This window comes from Paraglaciecola arctica, assembly GCF_018861065.1.
Taxonomy (GTDB): Bacteria; Pseudomonadota; Gammaproteobacteria; order Enterobacterales; family Alteromonadaceae; genus Paraglaciecola; species Paraglaciecola arctica_B.
Genome location: NZ_JAHKQO010000031.1, coordinates 230,918 through 252,657, shown reverse-complemented (window position 1 = coordinate 252,657; position 21,740 = coordinate 230,918). Strand labels below are relative to the sequence as shown.

The window sequence follows — 21,740 nt, the reverse complement described above, 5'->3', positions numbered from 1 at the left end:
TTGTCAGCACCTACCACCCTAAAATTACCTCCCTTAGCCTTGTATATCCATATTCCCTGGTGTGTGCAGAAATGTCCTTATTGTGATTTTAACTCCCACGGACAAAAACAACAGCAATTGCCCGAAACTGAATATGTCAGCCACTTGTTAGATGATTTGGCCGAAGATGCAAAGTTGGTGGGTAGCAGAGCAATTCATAGTATTTTTATCGGAGGCGGTACCCCGAGTTTATTTTCAGCTCACTCCATAAAGACCTTATTGGATGGAGTCAAACAAAGGGTTAACCTCTTAGCTGATGCTGAAATCACCATGGAAGCGAATCCCGGTACAGTAGAAAGTCAACGTTTTGCAGATTATGTCATAGCTGGTATCACTCGAATATCCATAGGTGTACAAAGTTTTCAACCAGAAAAGTTATCCGCACTTGGTCGTATTCATGATGAAAATCAGGCGCTGAAAGCCGCTACATTGGCTAAAAGCATCGACCTTAACAGTTTTAATCTAGATTTGATGCACGGCTTACCCAAGCAGTCTTTAGAGGATGCGTTGTTTGATTTAGATACCGCTATTAGTCAAAAACCGCCACACCTTTCTTGGTACCAATTAACCATTGAGCCCAATACCCAATTTCACTCCAAACCGCCCAAACTGCCGGAAGATGAGATGTTGTGGGACATACAAGAACAAGGCGATGCTTTGCTCAAACAAGCAGGATTCGAACAATACGAAATATCAGCTTACAGTCAGCCTGGGCAACAATGTCAGCATAATTTAAATTATTGGCGATTTGGAGACTACTTAGGCATAGGTTGTGGCGCCCATGGAAAAATCACTTTGGCTGAGAAAAATCAAATCATTCGCACAGTTAAGGTAAAACACCCCAAAGGTTATATGGATTTAACCCGCAGTTATATGAGCGACAACAAAGTGGTGCCAACTGAAGATTTACCCTTTGAGTTTTTTATGAATCGTTTCCGCTTACTTGAGCCTTGCCCTAAGACAGACTACGAAAACTTTACAGGACTAGGCTTAGATAATAAAACTGCACAAAACCTTGAGGTTGCGGTAAAGCGAGGGTTATTAATTGAATCTAGCGACGAATGGCAAGTCACGCCTTTAGGTAGGCGTTATTTGAATACTCTTTTAGAGATGATGGTGTAGCTTAGTTAAGCACATCCCCCCCCATTCACTACTCATTCAAATATGCATTAGTGTTTGTTAGTAAAACATTATAGGGTTGAAGTTCTTTTACTGAGGCTCTAAGTCTATCTTCTAATTTGTCTAACTCTTTGAACTTATTACAAAACCATTGAGCTTTGAGTTTTAGGCTCTCTGCTTTAGGCCCAACACTTTGACCCAATCCTTCTCCCATCGTTTCTAACTGTTCAGCTATTGCGGCAATTTTTTCTTCGCTGTCCTCACCGTTAGTGACCAAACCACCAATGGCCGACAAGATACCACCCACAGAGGTGCTCATCGCTTCTTCGATTTGTTCTTCTAACTCCTGATCGACCAAGTCATTCACTTGTTCAAGCTTACCGGGTCCCATGTAGAAGTTATCATTGGCGCGGATAAACTTTTCTTTAACACTAAGTTGTACACGTTCGAGGGATTTTTGAAGTTTCTTGCGGCTTGCGTCGTCCTTCACCAATCCACCATACACTTGTTCAATAGTTCCTATCGCAAGCTCAACACCTTCGTTGGCTAAAAGAATCATTTTAGGTACAACTTGATGAATACCTGCAGAAAGCTCCGTCAGTTCTTGCTCTTGTTGTGTATCAAGTTCAATCCAGTTACCTTGAACGATAAGCTGAGCGGGGTGGTTAATCTGATAAACAGATCTACCACCTTCACTGATCACTCTGATCTGCTGTTTACTCACCACGACGCCGTAGTTCAGTGACACTTCGCAAGTTGAGGCTCCGTGAACCAAGGAGCTTGTCATTAACAATATAAAAATCAGATAACGCATAAAAACTCGAAAATTGTAATTCGGATGCTAGTTTGCCTTTAAACGCAACAAAAGCAATAAGAGATCAGATAGGACAGACAAAACTCACGTTAATCTGCAGTTTTGACCAGTCGAGTGAAAACAAACAGATTTTTATCTTTAAGAGAATTACTGCTATTAAAAAATGCAATTACCCAAGCACGTTTAGGATCCACGATTGAAGGAGTAGAAGTCCAATAGTCGTCAGAGTAGGTATTGGGAAAAAACAATTCATTAATGGCTGGGCGCACACAACTTCGCTCAGTTAAGCTGGCTAGTTCTTTGATATTCGGCACCCTCCAGCCTAGTTGCCCGGCATATTCATATCCATGAGCCGCTTGCAATGCTTGTTGCCATGTCAGTTCATTGGCATCCCCAGTGCAAGTTTCGTTTTCCCAAATTTGCCCTAAACTGCAGCGCATCCAAACTAGCCCCAGAGATTCGTCGGTTACAGTGCCATCCGCATTATCGACAAACTCATCTACTGTTAAGTCAGCATCAAAGTCTGGAAGACAAGTTTGGCTAGCCGCCATATAAGAAATAAAAAAACAAACTAGACCCAGTATTTTTACAACGTAAGTTCTCATATAATTGCTCGCATATTATCGCCCTGCCCTGACCAACCGCACTCTAGCCGCCGTTGATTTGTTTAGAAAATTATCATTACCCGACGAAAAATCAATCGCCCATGCATTCTGAGCTTGTTCGTTGATAAAACCATCGGCGCTTGAATCTTGAGTCCAATACCAAACAGGAGCAGTTAATGACTCTGTAGTATGAGGAAAATAATTGGCATCAATCATTGGAGCACTCGCTTGCCCCAAATGTAATATCGATAGTAATTCGTTATGTGTCGGCAATCGCCAATCTCTGAAGTTACATAATCCTTGAGAGTTAACTTCAGCTATAAAAGCCTGGGTGTTGCAACTATTAAGGGAACAGCTCGCCCCTACGCCACTTGCATCGCCATCTGCCACTTCTTCATCATCAATTTGATACCAAGAATAACTGAATTGACTACTATGTAGAGTAGAACTAAGGGCAGCCGTTTTTGACTCCCAAATCAAGCCAGTTATATTATCTCGAACACAACTCCAAGCAGCATTTTCATCATCCACTTCGTCACCAATCTCATCTAGCCTTGTAAAGTCAAACCCCTGCTCTCCCCTACCGGCTTTTTCAGATAAACCATTTGCATGAATGATATCTTGGCCTCGTTGACCATCTTGCCCCGGGTAATCAGCTTGGTACTGATCTAATATTTGCGTGTCATTGCCTTGTAAAATGACCCCTGTATCGTTCAGTGGTTGGATGGGTAGTGGTTTAATGGTGACAGTAAGGTTGTCGTCAACCACGTTCCCTAGTGCGTCTGCGACTCTTAACGTAAATGTCACTATTTCGGTAGCGGTTACTGCAGGTGCAATGGCTACAGTTTGTAAAGCATTGATATTTTCTATTTGCGGGTCTCTTTCAGAGTCATTCAACCAATTGGCGACTAAAGGTTCAGAGGTAGAAACTGTGGTACTCGCCGTACCGTTTAAGTTAATACTTTCACCACTAAATACCTGATGGTTTGTGCCGGCATTCACTTGAGGTAGCGTATCTGCGGCACTTTGGATATTCAGAGTCACCGATTCAACGTCCTGTGCCCCTTCTTCATCGGTAACCGTCACTGATATAGTCACTGAGTTCGCTTCGCTTAGAATTGGAGTAATAAAAGCTAAGCTGTCACCTTGTAAACTAATACCGGACAAAACCGATTCACCGGCAGTTTGTTGCCATAAGTATGCCGAAATGGAGTCATTAACATCTGTGCTGTCAATATCAGTGCTATCAGAAGCATCTAAAGTAACTTCAACACCTGCGGGAAATTGGTTGTTAGCTAAATCTGCAACTTGTGTGACTTGTATTTGTGCCGATGGGGGGCTGTTTACTGGGTTAACCTGATACTCCACTGAATCGCTACCCTTATTGCCATTTGCGTCTGTCACTTCCACAGTGAAAGTATAGGTTAGGGTACTGGTGGTAGTCGGTGCTGTAAAACTAGCAGTCGCTAGGCTAGTATCCTCATGAGTAATTGCGATATTAGGCGTAACCGTCCAACTGTAGGTTAACTCATCGCTTTCCCCAGTGGCCAGCGCGTCTAAAGTGACGGTTATTTGTTCATCAACAGATTGGTCACCACCGGCATTGACCAATACACTTGGTGTAGACGTATTAGAGTCGTTCTCGAGTTTACTCCCCGAACAACCAGCTAAACATACGCCGAGGACCAAAACTGTCAAAATGGATTGTTGGATGGACATAATAATAGACAAATGTTTATCTTCTAAAGCAGTTTAATATTTAAAGCTAAGCAGTTACTGTGCCACTGGCACACCGTAAATTTGGCATTTCAACAATCTGCCAACTTAAATGAGTTGTGCCAGAAGATTAACTCAAGCGAACAACCAGAAAAATAGAGGTAGTAAGATAGCAGTAATAATACCGTTGACACATAACGCCATAGTGGAGAAAGCCCCCGCTTTAGCATCAATTTGGTGGGCTCTCGCCGTGCCTATTGCATGGGAAACGGTTCCTAGTGCAAGTCCTTTAACTCTTGAGTCATCGCAGCGAGTCAACTTAAAAACAACTTGGCTAAAAATCACACCTAAAATACCGGTTACTACGACTACACCCGCGGCAAGTTCTGGTATCCCCCCAATAATCCGTGTGGTATCCACGGCCAAAGGTGTCGTTATAGACTTAGTTAGCAAAGACAATTGAACCGAGTCCGAAAAATCAAATATAGCTATCCAACCAAGTGCCAACAATGGAGCAATACATCCACCAATAAAAATCACCAACATACCTTTACTACCGGCAGCAACTATCACTCTAATTTGCTGATATAGAGGGATTGCCAATGCCACAGTAGCTGGACCTAACATCCAACTTATGGGGTGTACAAATAGTTGGTAATCCGGCAATGAAGTTGTACTTACAGCAATCATGGCTGCAATCAAAATTGCACCAATTACTATGGGGTGAAACAATAAGTTGTATGAAAAACCCTTAAAAATCCCAATCGCTAATACATAAGCAAATAACGTAAGCGTTAACCATATAAGTTGCTCAATTGAAATTAGCTGGGTGAGAGATTGCCAGTTCACTACTGATGGTCGTCCTGGGTCGCGGTGTTATTTGCGCCTTTAAACAAACGCAGTCCTAACCATGACGTTATGCACAAACTAATAAAAGTACTGACAATAATGGCCAACAAAAACAACCATAATTTGCTGCCTAATTGTTCTGCGTAAAACCAAGCCCCGATTAGCGGGGGAATAAAAAAGAAAGACAGATGTCTGAGTAAGAATTGACTGACTTTTGCAAGGGCTGTGGGCACTCGCCCTAACACAAGCAACCCCAAAAATAATAGCAATAGCCCCAATAATGCGGCGGGCAAAGCAATATAGTGACTTAATCTATTTCCTAGAAACAAAAACAAAATAAGTGTAAAAAAAGCCAGCACCGATTCAATAATATATCTTTTTGACATTACGCAGCTCAGGCAATTTTGGCAGGGTTAGTTGCCAGTTTTAACATCTTCTAAATGATATTTTTCAATCAATGAATACAAAGTGGGTCGAGTCACCCCTAATAGCTCAGCCGTTTTAGACATATTTTGTTCCGCCACTAAATAAGCATTACGTATTGCTCGACTTTCTGCATGTTCTCTGACTTCTCGCAAATTGAGGGTATCAATGCTCGGTCCGTCATCTTGGTATACTAAACTTAGGTCCTCAGCTTGAATATGGCTTCCCTCCGCCATAATTACCGCCGATTTGAGTTTATTTTGTAGCTCGCGAATATTGCCCGGCCACTGATGTTGTTTCATGGCTTTAATGGCAGTATCGCTAAAACCTTTTAGTTTGGTATTAAACTCTTCGTTATATTGCACCAAAAATGTTTTGGCCAATAACACTACGTCATTATCTCGCTGTCTAAGTGGAGGGATCAGAATGCTGATTTCTCCTACCCGGTAAAACAAATCTTCCCGAAAAGTCTGCTCAGCCACCATGGCTGGAATGTCTCGGTGAGTAGCGCAAATCACCCTTATATTTACCGGTATTTCAGAACGTCCACCGACTCGTTCAATCACTCTTTCTTGCAAGAACCTTAACATCTTCGCTTGCAGCCCTATTGGCATATCGCCAATTTCATCCAAAAACAGGGTGCCGTCTTGCGCCGTTTCTATCTTGCCTGGAGTGGTTTTATTGGCACCGGTAAACGCGCCTTTTTCATAACCGAATAATTCACTTTCAAGCAAATTTTCTGGGATAGAGGCACAGTTAATGGCTACAAAAGGTTTATCTTTACGTAAACTATGCTCGTGAATACTGCGAGCAAACACTTCTTTACCTGTGCCACTTTCTCCCAGCAACAAGGTACTAATATCTGTTTGTGCGATACGTTCCGCTTTTCTACTCGCAACTAAAATGCCTTCACTTTGACCTATGATTTTGTCCATTGAAGGTGCCAGTTCAGCTAAATGGCGATTTTCCATTTCTAAATCAAAAAGATTGATAGCGCGGCTGACTAAAATTTGAATGGTTTCTGAATCGATAGGTTTTTGATAAAAATCGTAAGCCCCTAAATTCACTGCTTTTAAAGCATTTTTTTTGTCGTTGTTACCTGTGACTACTATGACTTTAGTTTGAGGAGCTAACGCTAAAATTTCTTCTAAGGTGGCTAATCCTTCAGATGCATTGCTAGGATCAGGCGGGAGCCCTAAATCTAAGGTGACAACCTTAGGTTCAAAGCGCCGTAATTGCGCGATGGCCGAGGTGCGATCTTCTGCAAAAATTACTTCGTAGCCTGAAAAGCTCCACTTTAATTGTTTTTGGATCCCTAAATCGTCATCGACGACCAAAATCTTATCCATGTGTCAAAACCCTTAGCTTGTTGGTATACGTAATGTAAAAGTTGTACCTTGTTGTTGTTTACTTTGTACCAGTAACTGCCCGCCTATTTTTTCTAGAAAGGCTTTCGCATCAAATGCACCAATGCCCATCCCAGCATTGCCTTTAGTGGTATCAAATGGTTTAAACAGGCGCTTTTGAATAAAATCTTCGCTCATACCGCAACCTGTGTCCACAATATTGATCAACATATGCCTTTCATCAACAGATAATTCTATTTCTATCTCCACTCTACCATCATCACTGGTTGCTTGTTGAGCATTACTCACTAAGTGATAGATAACGTTACTAAATTTATCTTTATCTAATACCACTGGCACTTCGCTGTTCACTTGCACTTTAGGAGTAGGCAAATAGGAACCACATCGTTGTTCAACCACCTGTTGCACACACTCAGATACGCTCACTAAACTATCAGCACCATCTTGCAACGCATTTTTTTCAGTCAATTGATAAAGCATTTTGTCCATTCTTGCCTTGGTGTGCTCTAAAGTCTCAAAGGTATCGTCAATAAATTCTGGATTGTTCTTATGCTGCTCGGCGTTCGACAAAATCAGATCTATTTGCGCCAAAACATTTTTTAAGTCATGAACTATAAAAGCAGACATCCTAGTGAAAGCGGCAAATTGGGCGTTTTCAGCTAGTTCTTGTGCTGCTCGATGATGAAACAAAAAATTAGAAATTTGCGCGTTAACTGCAGTCAAATAATCTCTTAGTTCCCAATTGAGTTTTTTACTGGTGTTATCAGTACCTTTCATCACCACCATTCCCCAAAACTCTTCATCATCATAGATAGGGATCGCCAGTTGAAAAGAGACGCCGTTTAAGAGGCCATGATTTACTTTTAGTTCTTCATATACATAGGGCTGGGTTCTAAGTTCCTCGACGTCAATTATCCAATTTTTAACGTTAAAAAACGCGGCAAATTCTAACAATACCGCATATTCATCTTCATTCAATTGTGGTTTATCAATGTTCGCAAGCACATTCAATTCACCATTTTGAACTTGGATCAAACAGCCAGTTTGATAATCAATGGCTTGAGTGAGTCCACGCAAAGCAGTTTCATAAACGTTGTCCTCTGACTCTTTGGTATTCAAAAAATGTGTTAACTTCAGCCATTCGTATCGATAATCAAATTGATTGGCAAAAAAGTGTTTAGTGATAAACACCTTAATTTTGGTGCGAAAACTCATCGAAAGAAACAAAGACACTAATAGCGCCAACGACAAGGCTATCAATACAACTTGAATGGTTGCTCCCCACTCCCCTCCTAAATATTTAACCGCATATCCAAGCAAGGCCATGACGAATAAATACCCCCCAGCTACCATTAGCAGGGTACTGTGCATCACTACATCTCTAGAGATATAGATTTCTACTCCCCAATTTTCAACGCGCCTTATAGCCAGTACTAAAAACGGGATCATCGCAGAATAGATGTAACCTCTGGCTGCAATGTAATTAATATGAATTTGTTCTACCATCAAAGCATTTGCAAAGGTGACAAATTCAAAAACACTAATGACCGCCAGATATAATATTAATGGCTTGAGTGCCCACCTATTTTCACCGGCTTGACGATATATAACCTCGAGTAAAACCAATACTTCTAGAGCGATAATCGTTTGCAGAAGAAACTTCCAAGACTCTTTTTCTATCCCTAGATAAGGCATGGCAATCGCTGTAATCGGTAAGCTTAAAATGAACCAAGTCTCTTTTCGAGATAGAACTTCAATAATATTGGTAAACTTATCCTTTAAGCATGAGGCTAGAAAAAGCAGCCAAACCAAACTTTTAAGGTTGTCAAACAGTAATATTTTTTCGACGGGAAGCTGGGCAAAAATAAACGGAGCAACAGACCATAAACAAGTCGCTCCTGTGGCTAGAATCAGCAAATACTTGGCTAATCCAGACTTACGAACTGTTAACAACAGCAATAACAGAAAGGCATAACCAATTGTACTGATTGCGTATCCAACAGTTGCTATCATAATGAGCCCGTTATTGCTTTTTCAACACTAAGCTGCCAATTGAATAACCAGCGCCAAAGGAACATAACAATCCAATATCACCCGATTGTAAGTCTTGGTGATGAAGATGAAACGCAATAATTGAACCTGCAGAAGCGGTATTGGCAAAGGTATCTAATACTATAGGCGCCTCTTGAAGAGTCGGCTGCCTATCAAGCAATCTGCGGCTAATTAACGTATTCATATTAATATTGGCTTGGTGCAACCACCACCGTGAAACGTTGTTAGCACCCAAGTGATGACGTTGTAAATGTTCAGAAATATGCTCTACGGCCATAGGACAGACTTCTTTAAATACCTTACGCCCTTCTTGATGAAACAGGTTTTCTGCAGCAAAGGGATCAACATCATTAGCCTGGCTAACATAACCAAAATTAGAACGAATATTATTGGAATATTGCGTCACCGCTTTGGTACTTAAAATCTCAAAAATATGTTCCGAGTCCGCAGTCGCTGAGTTTTCAATTACCATAGCCGTTGCTACGTCACCAAAAATAAAATGGCTGTCTCTGTCGCGAAAATTAATCTGTGGTGTGGTCAATTCTGGATTGATGACTAACACTCGTTTTGCAGTACCAGCCGCAATCATTTCGTACGCTCGATGCAATGCAAAAGTAGCCGCAGAACAAGCTACTAACATGTCAAACGCAAACCCTTTAATACCTAAGGCTCCTTGCACTTCAATCGCTAAGGCTGGATACGAGCGCTGAGTATAGGCACAAGAAACAATGACAACATCTATGTCAGCGGCAGTCTTATTGGCCGACTTTAATGCTTCTTTAGCCGCATGGATTGCCATTTCTGCTTGATCTGATAATTGTTCTTCGCTGCGTACCGGAATTTTCGGACGCATTCTATCAATGTCTAATATGCCGTCTTTCACATAAACATGACGGCTTTTAATTCCTGAAGCTTTTTCAATAAATTCAGCACTTGAGAGGGGTTTGGAGTCGAGTTCTCCGTTTTCGATTGCTATTTCATGCTGCTGATTAAAGCGAGTGGCATAAGCGTTATATGCGGTGACTAGTTCTTCATTACTAATACTATGAGCGGGTTTCCACAAACCAGAGCCGCTAATTACTACACTAGATGTCATGTAAAGTCCTAACTAAGGGATATGAGGTCGCATATCAAAATGCGACTGAGATCTAGTTAGCTTATCGGTTTGTAATAAAAAAGTCAGCCTGAAGCTGACTTTTTGAAATAATAAGTTAATTGTTATTTAAAATAGATAAGTATTCGCTGCACTTAATAATTTATCTTTGCTTGATTTTCCAGTCACGCAAGCTTGAATATCTTTGTGTTTAAACACGTACACCTTATCGTGTGAACCAATTACCGCGTCATTATCTGCGTCTACAAAGTCGGACAACAGGAAAGTGACATTTTCGTCATCAGACAAAGATCTAAGACCGGCACCGTAGCGGCACAACATGTTTCCTATTGTATCTTCAAATAGCGAAAGTGATTCTTTATACAACTGTTGTTTTACCGCTTGGCGTTTCGCTAACGCCTGATGACGTTCAGTTTCTAATTCGCTGCGAAATTTTTCTAACTCTTTGGTTTTTGATTCAAGTCTCGCCACCTGGTCGTGAAGCTCTTTCTGACGATTCTGAATCTCTTTACGACGTTGTGTATCAGCATTGCGTTTTTCAAATTCCAAGTCCCGTAGGGTGCGATCAAATTCACGCTTTTCCCAAGACAACTCGCGCTGCTCTTCGTGCAAATCACGCATTTTGTCACTTAATTCGTCATCATAGTCATCGTAATCATCACCATGTTCGACAAATTTCATCACCATTTTTTCAATTTCGTCTTCGTCAATGTTAATTTCAAAGCGGTTGGAATTAGGTGCTTTTGGTGCTTGTGGAATACTGTTAACTAAACCATTCAAATCAAAACCAAAAAAATTGCCGCCATGCCTACCGCTATCTATTTCAAACACCACACCTTGATCGGCAAGATAAAAAACCGCGTCAGCACGAAAACGTATGTTTTTGTCTGAATTTTGCTGTTTTAATGTGGCTTGTAGAATATTCAGCATTATGCCGACTTCGTTACGCACTTCTTTTATATTGGTTTCTTTAGTTTTAGCTTGTAGCGGGCTAATAACGCAACTCCCTATAGCCAACGCCAATAAAGTTTGTTTAATTGATACACTCATGGTTACTTCCTCATTCGTTAATAGTGCCAGTTAGCTCGGGCTTGGCATAAATATTTTGTTGTAATTTGTTTAATTGGCGTGCGTAAAATAGCTGATCGTCGCCACGCTGTTCGTTGACATATTTAATCAGTTCAGCAAAGTCTTCACGTCTCTCTTTGCGGCTCGCACCTAACAGGTATTGTGTTAACTGCGCACTGGTATCCATTTGTTGTTGCCCTAATGCTTGGGTATATTCTGTTAACGCTACCTGCTGTGCTTGTTGAAACTCGACTAATCGGTCATTCACTAAGCGGTCAATCTCTTGGGTACTTTGTTTTCCAGCAAAACTAATGGTCATTGCCCCATCATCCATTCGCACTTGCAGTCCAGTTAGCACCATAACTATGGCCAACATTGAAGTAGCAAAGGATAGAGTCGGCAAACCTTGCCATTGCCACCACTTCGCTTTTTGCGGCATATCAAAGGTACTTTCCCTGTCCCAATTGGGCACCTCGTCATCGTGATAATGTTCACTTTGCAGGGCAAAGATATTGTAGGTTTCAACTTGTTTAGCAAAATCCTCTTGCTGCAGACAACGTTGCTCAAATTCATGTTGCTGAGACTCAGTCAGTTGTTGCTCTGACCACAGACCTAACAATTGTTCGTTGCTTAAATTAGCATGACTACTATGAGACTTATCTATCCCATCTAGCCGCGAATCATGTTTAGGCATAATCGACCTCCATCAATATTTTCAACTTTTCTAATGCACCATATAAACGCGATTTGGCGGTGTTCACTGAAATCCCGGTTTGTTCGGCGATTTCATCAAAAGTAAACTGACCAAAGAACTTCAGTTCTACTACCGCCTTTTGTGACAGCGGTAATTGTTGCATCGCGTTCACTAACTGTTTGTTCTCTTGAGTTGTATGAATACTCTCTGCCGCACTTTTCTCTTCGCTTTCTATCTCTGGGGCGTCATCCAATCCCTGAGTAGGTTTTTTACGCCGGTAAAACTCAATACATCGAAAATGTGCGATACGAAATAACCAACTTTTGAAACTCCCTTCATTTCTATAACTCGCTAAGTTACGAAACACCGAAATAAATACTTCTTGCATCAGATCCAACGCATCCTCGTTTTTTCCAGTCATGCGCATGCCGTAGTTGTAAATAGGTTTTTCATAACGTTTAAGCAAATTCAGCCAGGCTTGTTTATTGCCCTGCAGCGCTTTGCTTATGAGTTGTTCGTCTGTTTTCTCAAACACTGTTTTAATTCCCTTCTCTTAGGGTTTGTCCCCTTTGCTCATTAAAGTCGAGGGGACAAGTAAAAAAGTTTATTTTTAATTAAAATAATTTTGAAATTAGCGGGTCAATGTAGGAATAGGGATGAGGGGTGCGACTAATTCAGCCAAATGACGAAACAATCTAACTCGTGTTGTACCGTTACGCCACACCATGCCAATTTCACGATAGGCCATGTCTTCAGCTGGCATCGAAACTAGAGATTTAGTGCTCAATATATGATTCTTTATGGCCAACTCAGGCATAAAAGTGAACCCCAATTTACTATTCGCTAATTGCACTAAGGTGTACAAACTGCTGGCAGCAAGAGAATTCACTTGCTCACTATGCTTGAGACCACAAGCACTGACTGCGTGCCCGGTCATGCAATGTTCTTGCTGTAAAAGAAAGATACTTTGTTTCGGTAAGGCCGATACATCTAAGGGCACAGGTAAACTAGTAACCAAATCACTATGTGCGATTAAATGAAAAGGGTCATGACCCAATACAAGTTGTTTGCACCCTGGTGTTTCCATTGGTAAAGCTAACACTAATAAGTCTAAGGCGCCCTCATTAAGCTGAGTTAGCAAATTAGCTGTGGTGTCTTCTTGCAACTGCAGCGTGATATCAGGTAAATTCTGATGCACTTTGTCTATTAACCCTTCAAAAATAAAAGGGGCAATGGTTGGGATCACCCCTATTTTGAGTTTGCCTGCTTGCCAATTACCCGCACTTTGAGCAAAATCGACCAACTCATGGGCGTCGTTTAGTATCGCCTTGCTGCGCTCTACTAATTCAAGACCAAGGGGTGTAAACACAAAGGTTTTGTGGTCGCGCTCTAACAATTGTGATCCAAATTGTTCTTCTAAATTCTGAATTGCAGTACTCAGCGTGGACTGACTAACATGGCAATGTTGTGCGGCTCTGTGAAAATGTTGCTCTTGATGCAGTACTACTAAATAGTGAAGATGTTTAAGGTTGGGCCATTTCATACTTTTCATCTATAAAAACGATTGAGACCACCATTCTAGATTAGATTTACAGATAAAAAAAGCGCCATCAGGCGCTTTTTTTGGTAACTATAAAATGACACCTAATGGCCTATAGAAGCATAAGATTCCACTTGTTTTCTTTCGCCCTCAACAAATTTTGACCATTGTTTCGCCATGCCACGGCTACCATCAAATTCTTGGGCTTTAGCAAGCTGAGTAAGCGCTTGGTTGTATTCACCCATATTAAATTGCGCCATGCCAATAACTAGATGCGACATGCCTTCGTTACGCAGACCACCTTTTTCCAAAGCTTTTTGAGACATAGCGATAGCATCAGTCCATTGATCCATGTTTAAGTACATTTGACCTAATTGGGCATAAAGCTCGCCTGTTTCAGACATTTTAGCAGCAGCCAACATCACAGGAACCGCTTTTTCAGTTTCCTTTGCAGAATTCAATGATTGCGCTAAGAAGGTTAAATTACGCTCGTTCTCAGGTAATTTACCTTCATCTATCGCTTTTTGCATCACAGCCGCAGCCTTAAAAGGTAATTGATGGTAATAGTAGAGTTGCGCTAGATTAAACATATCTGAGCCGGTGGCCACATAACTTTTTTGTTCAGCAATTTCCATCACCGCTAGTTGCTTTTGTTCTTGTTCAAGTTCACCGTACATACCAGCTAGTTGTATCCAATACTTGGGTGCTTCGAATTTTTTGACTAACTTAAGCAATACGTCTTTAACCTTTTCAGGTTGCTTTAATTCAAAGTAAATCGCGCGTTGTAAAACATACCATTGTTCGTCTACTTGAAAACCCAAGTCGTTAGTTTCAATTTGTTCAACCGCTGCATTGATATATTGAGAAGCCGCTGCGTAATCTTGTTTTTGATACATAGCTTGTGCTTTTAAAACTAAATTCTTAGCGGGGATTTCTTTATTAGGATATAGCCTTGTTTGAATGCTTTCCCATTGTTCGATTTTAGCTATTGTCTGATCATAGTTACCACGCATCATATGTAGTTGCGCCAAGCTGAACAAAGTTGCTTGCTCAAACGATTCTGGAATAGGTTGTTGCAGCACAACATTTTCGAATGCAGCAATGGCCTGATCGTAATTTTCAGCTTCGTAATGAATAAACCCATAAAAATTATACATCATGGCTTGTTCATAACTGTTCATTGAACTGCTTTTAGACTTAACATTGTCTAATACTTCAAAGGCTTCAGTCTGATTTCCCGCATCAGCTAAACCTTGAGCGCGGGATAATTGATCATACACTTTCGATCGCAACGTTGGCACACGTTTAGTTTTACGCTCTACTTTTGCCTGCTCTGCGTTTACAGTATTTGCTTGTATGCCAGACATTAAAACACCTGTCATCAAGACAGGTGTTGCCAACTTAAGTAGTAATTTATTGATAGCCATTTTAGCCCCCAAGTTCGAATTTAACCCGCACTTCAACCCCTGACACTTCCATAGGTTCGCCATTTACGACGCGCGGTTTATATTTATATTTTAAAGTGGCATCTAAGGCCGCTTGTTCGAAAATGCCTTCAGGTGAAGCTTGAATTACTTTAGGGTTGATAACTGAACCCAACTTAGACACAGTAAATTCAACATCCACATAACCTTCAATTCCCCGCTGCAAAGCGCGCCTTGGATAGACAGCTGCGACTCGCACTATGGGTAAAAACTCACCGTCACCAGATTCCAGTGCTAGTCCACCATCTAAGGAGACATCGGCAGCGACATCCGCGCCAAAATCCATCCCACTCGTTGCACTTTCTGGGCTAGGAGCGTCCATTTGTGGCGGCGCCATGTCGGGTGGTGGATCTGAAGGCTTGGGTGGTTTCTTAGGTTTTCTGTCTTTCTTTTGAACCACTTCTTCCTGTTTAACACGAACAAAATCCAACACACTTCCCTTGGGTGCATCCGTTAAAGCACTGCCACCACTTTGAATTAACGACTGCATCAAAAAGAACAACGCTAAGGTGACAAACGCTGCCAATAGAATGGCTATAACTAACCTAGACAAAGTCTGCGGCAGTGTTTTTGTCATAGTCTGCGACATAACGACTTACGGCTCCTGCGCTGCAATAGACACATCTAGAATGCCCGCTGCCCGTGATGCATCCATAACTTTAATCAATACATCAGTTGTGGCCTTTTTATCGGCCTGAATAACCACTGTACCTTGAGGGTTTTCAGCATAAAGACGCTCAATATTGGCCTGTACTGCACGTACATCAACCTTGCGCTTATTTATCCAAATTTCACCTTTGTCACTGATGGCAACCAAGATATTAGCGCGATCCTTTTTCACTGCAGTCGCAGCTTCAGGACGGTTCACATCAATGCCGGCCTCCTTAACAAAAGACGCGGTTACGATAAAAAATATCAGCATGATAAATACGACGTCTAGCATAGGGGTCATATCGATTGCTGCTTCTTCTTCGTCCATCAAGTTTTGGAAATGCTGTTTCATATTTTTCTCTTTTAATCCGATACTCAGGGCTAAACTTTACGTTCCATACGTAATGAATCTTCTAAGCTTGCTCTTTCATTTTTTGCAGTTCGTGCTAGCCAAGTAGAAGCGAATACACCAGACAAAGCCCCTACCATTCCTGCCATTGTAGGAATGGTGGCTTTAGACACACCCGATGCCATTGAGCGCGCGTTACCTGAACCCGATATCGCCATCACATCAAACACTTCAATCATGCCGGTTACTGTTCCCATCAAACCTAATAATGGACATAACGCCACTAAAGATTGAATGATAGGTACACCTGCACTCAGTTTTAGGGATACTCGCGAAATCATCGCTTGACGAATTTGCTCGGAGTTCCAAGATGAACGTTCGCTTCGCGCTGTCCACTTAGCTATCACCGCATTTTTATATTGTTTGTGAGTAACAAACACATACATAACGCGCTCTAAAATCATTAACCACATAACAAAAATCAAGCCACCAATAATCAGCAGAACTTGTCCACCGGTTTCGGTAAAATCGCGAATGGTTTCGAGAATCTCAATCATGATAAATTAAGCTTTGTCGCTGCGAGTAGTGTTATGAGCTTCAGCTCGCTCGGCGATTACGCCGGCAGCTTGCTCTTGCAATATATAAACGATGTTTTTATTGCGAGTATTTAGCATGGCGTAAAGCAAAGTCATAGGAATCGCCACCACCAAACCTAGTACTGTGGTTACCAACGCAGTAGAGATACCACCGGCCATTAATTTAGGGTCACCTGTACCGAATAAGGTTATCGCTTGGAAGGTGTTGATCATACCTGAAACTGTACCTAGCAAGCCCATTAAAGGTGCGACCACAGATATCACTTTGATGATACTAAGTGAGCGACCTAACTTAGGTACTTCCCCTAGAATTGCTTCTGTTAGATGTAATTCTAGCGCTTCTGTGTCAGCTTCTGGGAAATCATCTTTGGCTTTCATAACACGACCAAGAGAGTTATTGTCTTTGAAATCAGTCGACTTAAGTTGACGATTCACTTTCGCGCCTTCAATAGACAATGAGATGAAACGCCAAATCGCTATCAACAAGCCTACAAAACCAACAGCTAAGATGATGTAACCAACAGTTCCACCTTGTTCAACACGTTCTTTTAAACTCGGAGCTTGAACCAACAATTTAAGAATTGAGCCACCTGTTGGGTCTAATCCAAATTCAACTAATTCTCCCGAAGAGCTTTGTAAAGCTGCGGCGCTTTCACCGTAACGACCAGCTGGTTGACGTACCAACTCTGCAACTGAACCTGTGGTGCCGTTGTAATCTAAATATTTACCATCAGCGGCCAATGCAAAAGGTCCAACACGTAAGACTTCTTTGCTGACTTTATTACCACCCGCTTCAATTACATCAGTGGTGAACTTAGTCACCTTACCCGACTCTGTCATTTCACGCTGCATTTCAAACCAAACACGTTCAATTTCATCGATTGACGCAAGTTTAGAGGTTGACCCCATAGATTGAGCTAGCTCATCCAAAAACTCAGCTCTGCCTGGAATTTGTGCCGAAATAATAGAATTTTGGAATTTACTTTTGGTATCACCTGATACTTGTTGTAGCACCCCAAACAACTCTTTTAGAGAGCCTAAACGCTTATTCATGGCTTCATTTAAGTCAGCCAATTTGAATTCATTTTCTTCGAACTGAGTTTCCATTCGCTCTGAAGCTGCTAACGCCGCATCACGCTTTTTCCTAGCATCACGTAACATTTGATCTTGCTCAGAACGTTTCGCTGCAAACTCTTTCTCACGTTGTGCATTTTCTTTGTCTTGCTGAAACTGTCCTTGTTCAAGTTGTTGTAACAAAGCATCCAAATCTAACGCTTTGTCTTCTTGGGCTACAGCCACACTTGACAACATACCGAGACCGGTAATGACAACTAAGTTTCTTAAGATATTATTCATGTTTATCATTTTTCAGGCCCTTAATCCGTCAACGCTACAGGTAGCATAAGTAGGTCTGGTGCGAGTTGTTTCTTCGCCATACGTAAGCCTTTTGTGACTTGTGTTCGATAACTAGACGGCAATGCTTCCCACTGGCGCGTTTGTTTGTTCCAAGTGCCTTGCAGGCTAGCGTCGCGAGTTTGATAAATAAGTGCGGTGCGCCCTATTCTTAAAAAATCCACATCGCGCTCTTGTCCATCAATAGTATGTAATCCGCTATAAGCTTCGAGTGTGCGTCCGTAGTCCATTTCAACTTGGTAAGCTTCCATAACACGACGAAACTTCTCTGATGGGGCAATGTCTGCTCGGTCCATCAACGCTTGCAACTCAGCAATACGATTGTTTCTCTCTTGCTCAAGAAAAGGTACATCCAATTCAACAAATTGCGCTAAACCAGTAATCATACGTAACATTAGCGGCGTGATTTGACGCTCAATAATGCTCACGCCATCAATAGACGCGTTTAAATCCGCCATTTCCTGCATTTGATTATTTATTTGTTTTTGCAATTGGCCGTTGTATACGTCCAATCCAACGGTTTCTTTATTGATAGCTTTAAATTGCTGTAATTTGTTATCAATTTGATCAGTGATACTGTTGATTTTTTGTTGGGATTTTGCTGCTGACTGGTTGATTTCAGTCGCTTTTTTGATTGCAGGCTGGAGCGCTTTTTCTTCTTGTGCTTGGCTAATGCCAGCTGTCATAAATACGCCTACAAGTGCGGCAGATAATTTGGTCAGTCGTGTCATACCTCAAACCCTAAAGATTGGATAACAGCGATTTACTGTTATTTAAAAACTGCGCAGAGAATAAAGGCTATATGTGACATAAATATTACAGTTAGATGACGGACTTATGAAAGGCTATTGAAGTTTGCATAGTGTGAAATTTAGAACCTTCGATACACCTTAGATTGTTTGGCTTTCAAAGCATGACCCCAAGATTTATTTCTGCTTGCTCTTTCGCAAATAATTGCAATTATCACAAAAATAATTTGCTTCCTAAAAACAATAAGTTTGAAATGGGTAATTTAAATATGCGCGACGCCCTCTTTGGTCAACTCTCCACTTTGAACCTCCCCAAAAAACAAAAATCCGCTATCAACGAAATTAATAGCGGATTTTACACAGCATCTAAACATGTAGCGCTAATCTAAAACTCGTAGCTATAACTCACACCAAAGGTAGAGCCCACTTCGCGAGATCTAACGACCACGTTATCTTGCAGCACTTCTTGATTCTCACCCAATAGGTTTTTAACTTTGAACTTTACATTAGTATTAAAATTAGGGTACCAAGTGTACACAAGATCTAAAGAATGGAACGGTTGCTCGAACGCATCGCCACGACCACCGATACCCGAAGCGAGAATTCGCTCACCGAAGACGTTATAAACTAAAGAGCCACTATGTTCTCCATTTGCCGAGTCATAGTTTAACTGTAAGTTAACAACATATTCGGAATGGCCATTCATGCGCTTAACAGTGTTGGTTAAATTCCCTGAATCGGCAGCATCAATAGACACTTCAGAATCACTTAACGTCAGATTACCAGAGGTAAAGAAACCTTCGGCTAACCAATTTAAGCCATATAACCACTCAGTTTCAATACCATATAGCTCCGCTGACTCACCATTAGTAAATGATGCGGTATAACTAGAATCGCCTACTGCTAGCACTGATTCAATGGGGTTAGTAATATCTTTATAGAACAAAGATATAGCTAAGTTATCGCCGTTATCGCCATATAATTCATAACGGGCATCATAGTTTTTCAACTGACTTGATATCAGAGACAAACTACCAGTCGTACGAATATCGGTTAATGGATCAAAATACCCAACAGGTACCACTTCTCGCAAATCAGGGCGAACCACGGTTTCACCATAACCAAAGCGCAATTGATAACCGTCACCGCCTAAGTAAGTTAAACTCAATGCAGGATAGATATCGTCATCATTGATAGTGCGGTCTTCGATACGCTCTTCACTGTAAAACGTTTCAATGTCTTCACGATTGAAAATCAAACTAGACGATTCAAGTGTCACCTGTTGAAAAGACTCATAGCGTAACCCACCACTAAAACGCCACGTATTATCATAAATGACATCAAAGGCGCCATAACTTGCCTGTACCTTCTGTGCCGCCATGTAATCGTCAGCTTCTGGTGCTTCAGGCTCGTTAAATGAAATCCAGACTTCATTATTATCAATAAAGTCATCGCTTAAATAGGCACTAAGACCGACTATGTTTTCACTGCCTTGATCGACATCGACACCCGCGCCACTATTATTAATAAAGAAGCTAGATGTAGTGTAGTATCGAGCTCTATCCGAATAGTCCCAACCTGTTTTGAGTTCTATATCGAACTTCCCTTTAGAAATGGGTAGATTAAAATTGCCACCCCATGACTTCATAAAGTCACGCATCTCAACAAACTGATAGTTAACAATACCGTTGCCGCCGTTAATACCACTACCTTGGTAAACATTGTCTGCATATTCATCAGCAAAGTTATAGGTCACATCTAAGGGTATATCGGTATGTACTTCTGACTCAGTATATTGCCAATCAGCGCCCACTCCCCACCAATCTAAGAAGGTGTGTTGACCTTTAAATTGGTCAATTTCTAGTTCACGCTCTTCAAAGGTAAATTGATGGCTGCGCGCGGCCTGATCATCAACTGCAATGGTATTGCTTTGTGTCGGGTTTTGGTTAACTGCAATTTCAGACTCATCTTCATTGTCTTGAATGTAGATTTTACTGTAACTAACTTCATGACTATCCAAACGATAACCTAAAGTGAAAAGACCATTTAGTCTTTCATTTTCTGTGGTCACTTTAGAATCGGTAAGACTGTCATAACATGGATTACTGACATCTTCAGTAGTCTCTAATAAAGTAGCACAATCGTCAGTTTTATTGGCACTGACAACAGCGTTGGTTTGGTCGGTGTAATTCCATTTGTTATCATAGGCAACAGAGGCTAAAAAGCCGACTGTTCCCCCTAACCACTCTTCATCAAAAGAGTTACCTATACCACCTTGGAATGAATAGTTAGGAGATAATGATTCATCCTTTAATCTCATATTACGTGGCAGGCTTTTTAATAAATCCTGATTGGTAGCAAACGCTTGTTGAAAAGCGGTTTGCTCTTCGTTGTCCGTCAAGTTATGTCTTTCAATAATATTACGAACAGAGAAATCACCACGGTAATGTACAATCGCGCTTTCTAATGTATCAGGCAGGCCGCTATCGTTTTTATCATAAGTAAACCCACTTGAATTATTGGAGTTTCCTTCGATACCTAACTGAAATTCAGCCACAAACTCTGAAGGTAAAGATTTTGTGCGAATATCCACACTACCGCCACCAAAAGCAGCCGGCATATCAGGCGAAAATGCTTTTTGTACCGATAAACTTTCAATCACATTAGTTGGAAAAATATCCAACGGAATTACGTTTCGAGTTAGGTCTGGGCTAGGAATACTAGCTCCATTTAAACGAGCACTAGAATAACGCTCACCTAATCCACGTACATATATATATTTGCCGTCAACCAAGGTTAAACCTGTTACCCGGCGCAAAGCTGATGCCGCATCACTATCACCGGTTCGAGAAATTTGCTCAGCACCCAAAATATCTGCAACAAAGGCTTGGTTTTTACGTTCTTCGATTACTGCGGCTGCAGTACCCTGGAGGCGATTACCCGTGGTGACCACTTCGTCAATCACATTATCTTGTTGTTGGGCTTGTAAAGAGCCCGTGACAAGACCGAATGCAACTGCTAACGAGATTTTACTCGCGCTGTATTGAGTCTTCATCATTTATCCCACACTGAAAATGAACAAAAAAGGCGTAACTAGG

General features: G+C 41.3%; 20 protein-coding genes. 1 reads left to right on the top strand and 19 read right to left on the bottom strand.

Annotation, left to right across the window (positions count from 1 at the left end):
• Positions 1–1,161, top strand: a complete 1,161-nt coding sequence (gene hemW / locus KO534_RS12415) for a radical SAM family heme chaperone HemW (RefSeq protein ID WP_215929963.1) — start codon at positions 1–3, stop codon at positions 1,159–1,161.
• A 28-nt stretch (positions 1,162–1,189) separates the two neighbouring features.
• Here hemW and KO534_RS12410 read toward each other — a convergent pair whose 3' ends face one another.
• The 19 genes from KO534_RS12410 to KO534_RS12320 all read right to left on the bottom strand — a co-directional run bounded on the left by KO534_RS12410 (position 1,190) and on the right by KO534_RS12320 (position 21,697).
• Positions 1,190–1,972 carry a YggN family protein gene (locus tag KO534_RS12410; RefSeq protein WP_215929962.1) on the bottom strand — a complete coding sequence of 261 codons (783 nt, stop codon included), beginning with the start codon at positions 1,970–1,972 and terminating at the stop codon, positions 1,190–1,192.
• Between the two features lie 89 nt (positions 1,973–2,061).
• Positions 2,062–2,577, bottom strand: a complete 516-nt coding sequence (locus tag KO534_RS12405; protein WP_215929961.1) for a DUF1566 domain-containing protein — start codon at positions 2,575–2,577, stop codon at positions 2,062–2,064.
• A 15-nt stretch (positions 2,578–2,592) separates the two neighbouring features.
• A complete protein-coding gene (locus tag KO534_RS12400) occupies positions 2,593–4,308 on the bottom strand; it encodes a DUF1566 domain-containing protein (protein ID WP_252732110.1) in 1,716 nt (571 codons plus the stop codon).
• 120 nt (positions 4,309–4,428) lie between these two features.
• Entirely contained in the window at positions 4,429–5,142 is a 714-nt protein-coding gene (locus KO534_RS12395) for an LrgB family protein (protein WP_354667934.1), read from the bottom strand.
• On the bottom strand, positions 5,142–5,528 hold the full coding sequence (locus KO534_RS12390) for a CidA/LrgA family protein (protein ID WP_215929960.1): 387 nt from the start codon (positions 5,526–5,528) through the stop codon (positions 5,142–5,144). The genes KO534_RS12395 and KO534_RS12390 overlap by 1 nt, the downstream gene beginning before the upstream one ends.
• Positions 5,529–5,555: 27 nt before the next feature.
• Complete coding sequence (gene prsR, locus KO534_RS12385) at positions 5,556–6,914, bottom strand: PEP-CTERM-box response regulator transcription factor (RefSeq protein ID WP_215929959.1); 1,359 nt, start codon at positions 6,912–6,914, stop codon at positions 5,556–5,558.
• Positions 6,915–6,926: 12 nt separating this feature from the next.
• On the bottom strand, positions 6,927–8,945 hold the full coding sequence (gene prsK, locus KO534_RS12380) for an XrtA/PEP-CTERM system histidine kinase PrsK (RefSeq protein WP_215929958.1): 2,019 nt from the start codon (positions 8,943–8,945) through the stop codon (positions 6,927–6,929).
• A gap of 10 nt (positions 8,946–8,955) precedes the next feature.
• Positions 8,956–10,080 carry a beta-ketoacyl-ACP synthase III gene (locus KO534_RS12375; protein WP_215929957.1) on the bottom strand — a complete coding sequence of 375 codons (1,125 nt, stop codon included), beginning with the start codon at positions 10,078–10,080 and terminating at the stop codon, positions 8,956–8,958.
• A gap of 126 nt (positions 10,081–10,206) precedes the next feature.
• Positions 10,207–11,148: a hypothetical protein gene (locus KO534_RS12370; protein WP_252732109.1), complete on the bottom strand. Its 942-nt coding sequence runs from the start codon at positions 11,146–11,148 to the stop codon at positions 10,207–10,209.
• 10 nt (positions 11,149–11,158) lie between these two features.
• Positions 11,159–11,860: a hypothetical protein gene (locus tag KO534_RS12365; RefSeq protein WP_215929956.1), complete on the bottom strand. Its 702-nt coding sequence runs from the start codon at positions 11,858–11,860 to the stop codon at positions 11,159–11,161.
• The gene (locus KO534_RS12360; RefSeq protein ID WP_215929955.1) at positions 11,853–12,395 is read right to left on the bottom strand and encodes an RNA polymerase sigma factor; all 543 of its coding nucleotides are present in this window, start codon (positions 12,393–12,395) and stop codon (positions 11,853–11,855) included. The genes KO534_RS12365 and KO534_RS12360 overlap by 8 nt, the downstream gene beginning before the upstream one ends.
• A gap of 96 nt (positions 12,396–12,491) precedes the next feature.
• Positions 12,492–13,403, bottom strand: a complete 912-nt coding sequence (locus KO534_RS12355; protein ID WP_215929954.1) for a hydrogen peroxide-inducible genes activator — start codon at positions 13,401–13,403, stop codon at positions 12,492–12,494.
• Positions 13,404–13,504: 101 nt separating this feature from the next.
• Complete coding sequence (locus tag KO534_RS12350; protein WP_215929953.1) at positions 13,505–14,827, bottom strand: tetratricopeptide repeat protein; 1,323 nt, start codon at positions 14,825–14,827, stop codon at positions 13,505–13,507.
• A 1-nt stretch (position 14,828) separates the two neighbouring features.
• A complete protein-coding gene (locus KO534_RS12345; protein WP_215930043.1) occupies positions 14,829–15,437 on the bottom strand; it encodes an energy transducer TonB in 609 nt (202 codons plus the stop codon).
• A 42-nt stretch (positions 15,438–15,479) separates the two neighbouring features.
• Positions 15,480–15,887 carry an ExbD/TolR family protein gene (locus tag KO534_RS12340; RefSeq protein WP_215929952.1) on the bottom strand — a complete coding sequence of 136 codons (408 nt, stop codon included), beginning with the start codon at positions 15,885–15,887 and terminating at the stop codon, positions 15,480–15,482.
• Positions 15,888–15,916: 29 nt separating this feature from the next.
• On the bottom strand, positions 15,917–16,441 hold the full coding sequence (locus tag KO534_RS12335; RefSeq protein ID WP_215929951.1) for a MotA/TolQ/ExbB proton channel family protein: 525 nt from the start codon (positions 16,439–16,441) through the stop codon (positions 15,917–15,919).
• 6 nt (positions 16,442–16,447) lie between these two features.
• A complete protein-coding gene (locus tag KO534_RS12330) occupies positions 16,448–17,791 on the bottom strand; it encodes a MotA/TolQ/ExbB proton channel family protein (RefSeq protein ID WP_436836586.1) in 1,344 nt (447 codons plus the stop codon).
• A gap of 65 nt (positions 17,792–17,856) precedes the next feature.
• The gene (locus tag KO534_RS12325) at positions 17,857–18,579 is read right to left on the bottom strand and encodes a DUF3450 domain-containing protein (RefSeq protein ID WP_215930042.1); all 723 of its coding nucleotides are present in this window, start codon (positions 18,577–18,579) and stop codon (positions 17,857–17,859) included.
• 448 nt (positions 18,580–19,027) lie between these two features.
• Positions 19,028–21,697 carry a TonB-dependent receptor plug domain-containing protein gene (locus KO534_RS12320; protein WP_215930041.1) on the bottom strand — a complete coding sequence of 890 codons (2,670 nt, stop codon included), beginning with the start codon at positions 21,695–21,697 and terminating at the stop codon, positions 19,028–19,030.
• Positions 21,698–21,740 lie beyond the last annotated feature (43 nt).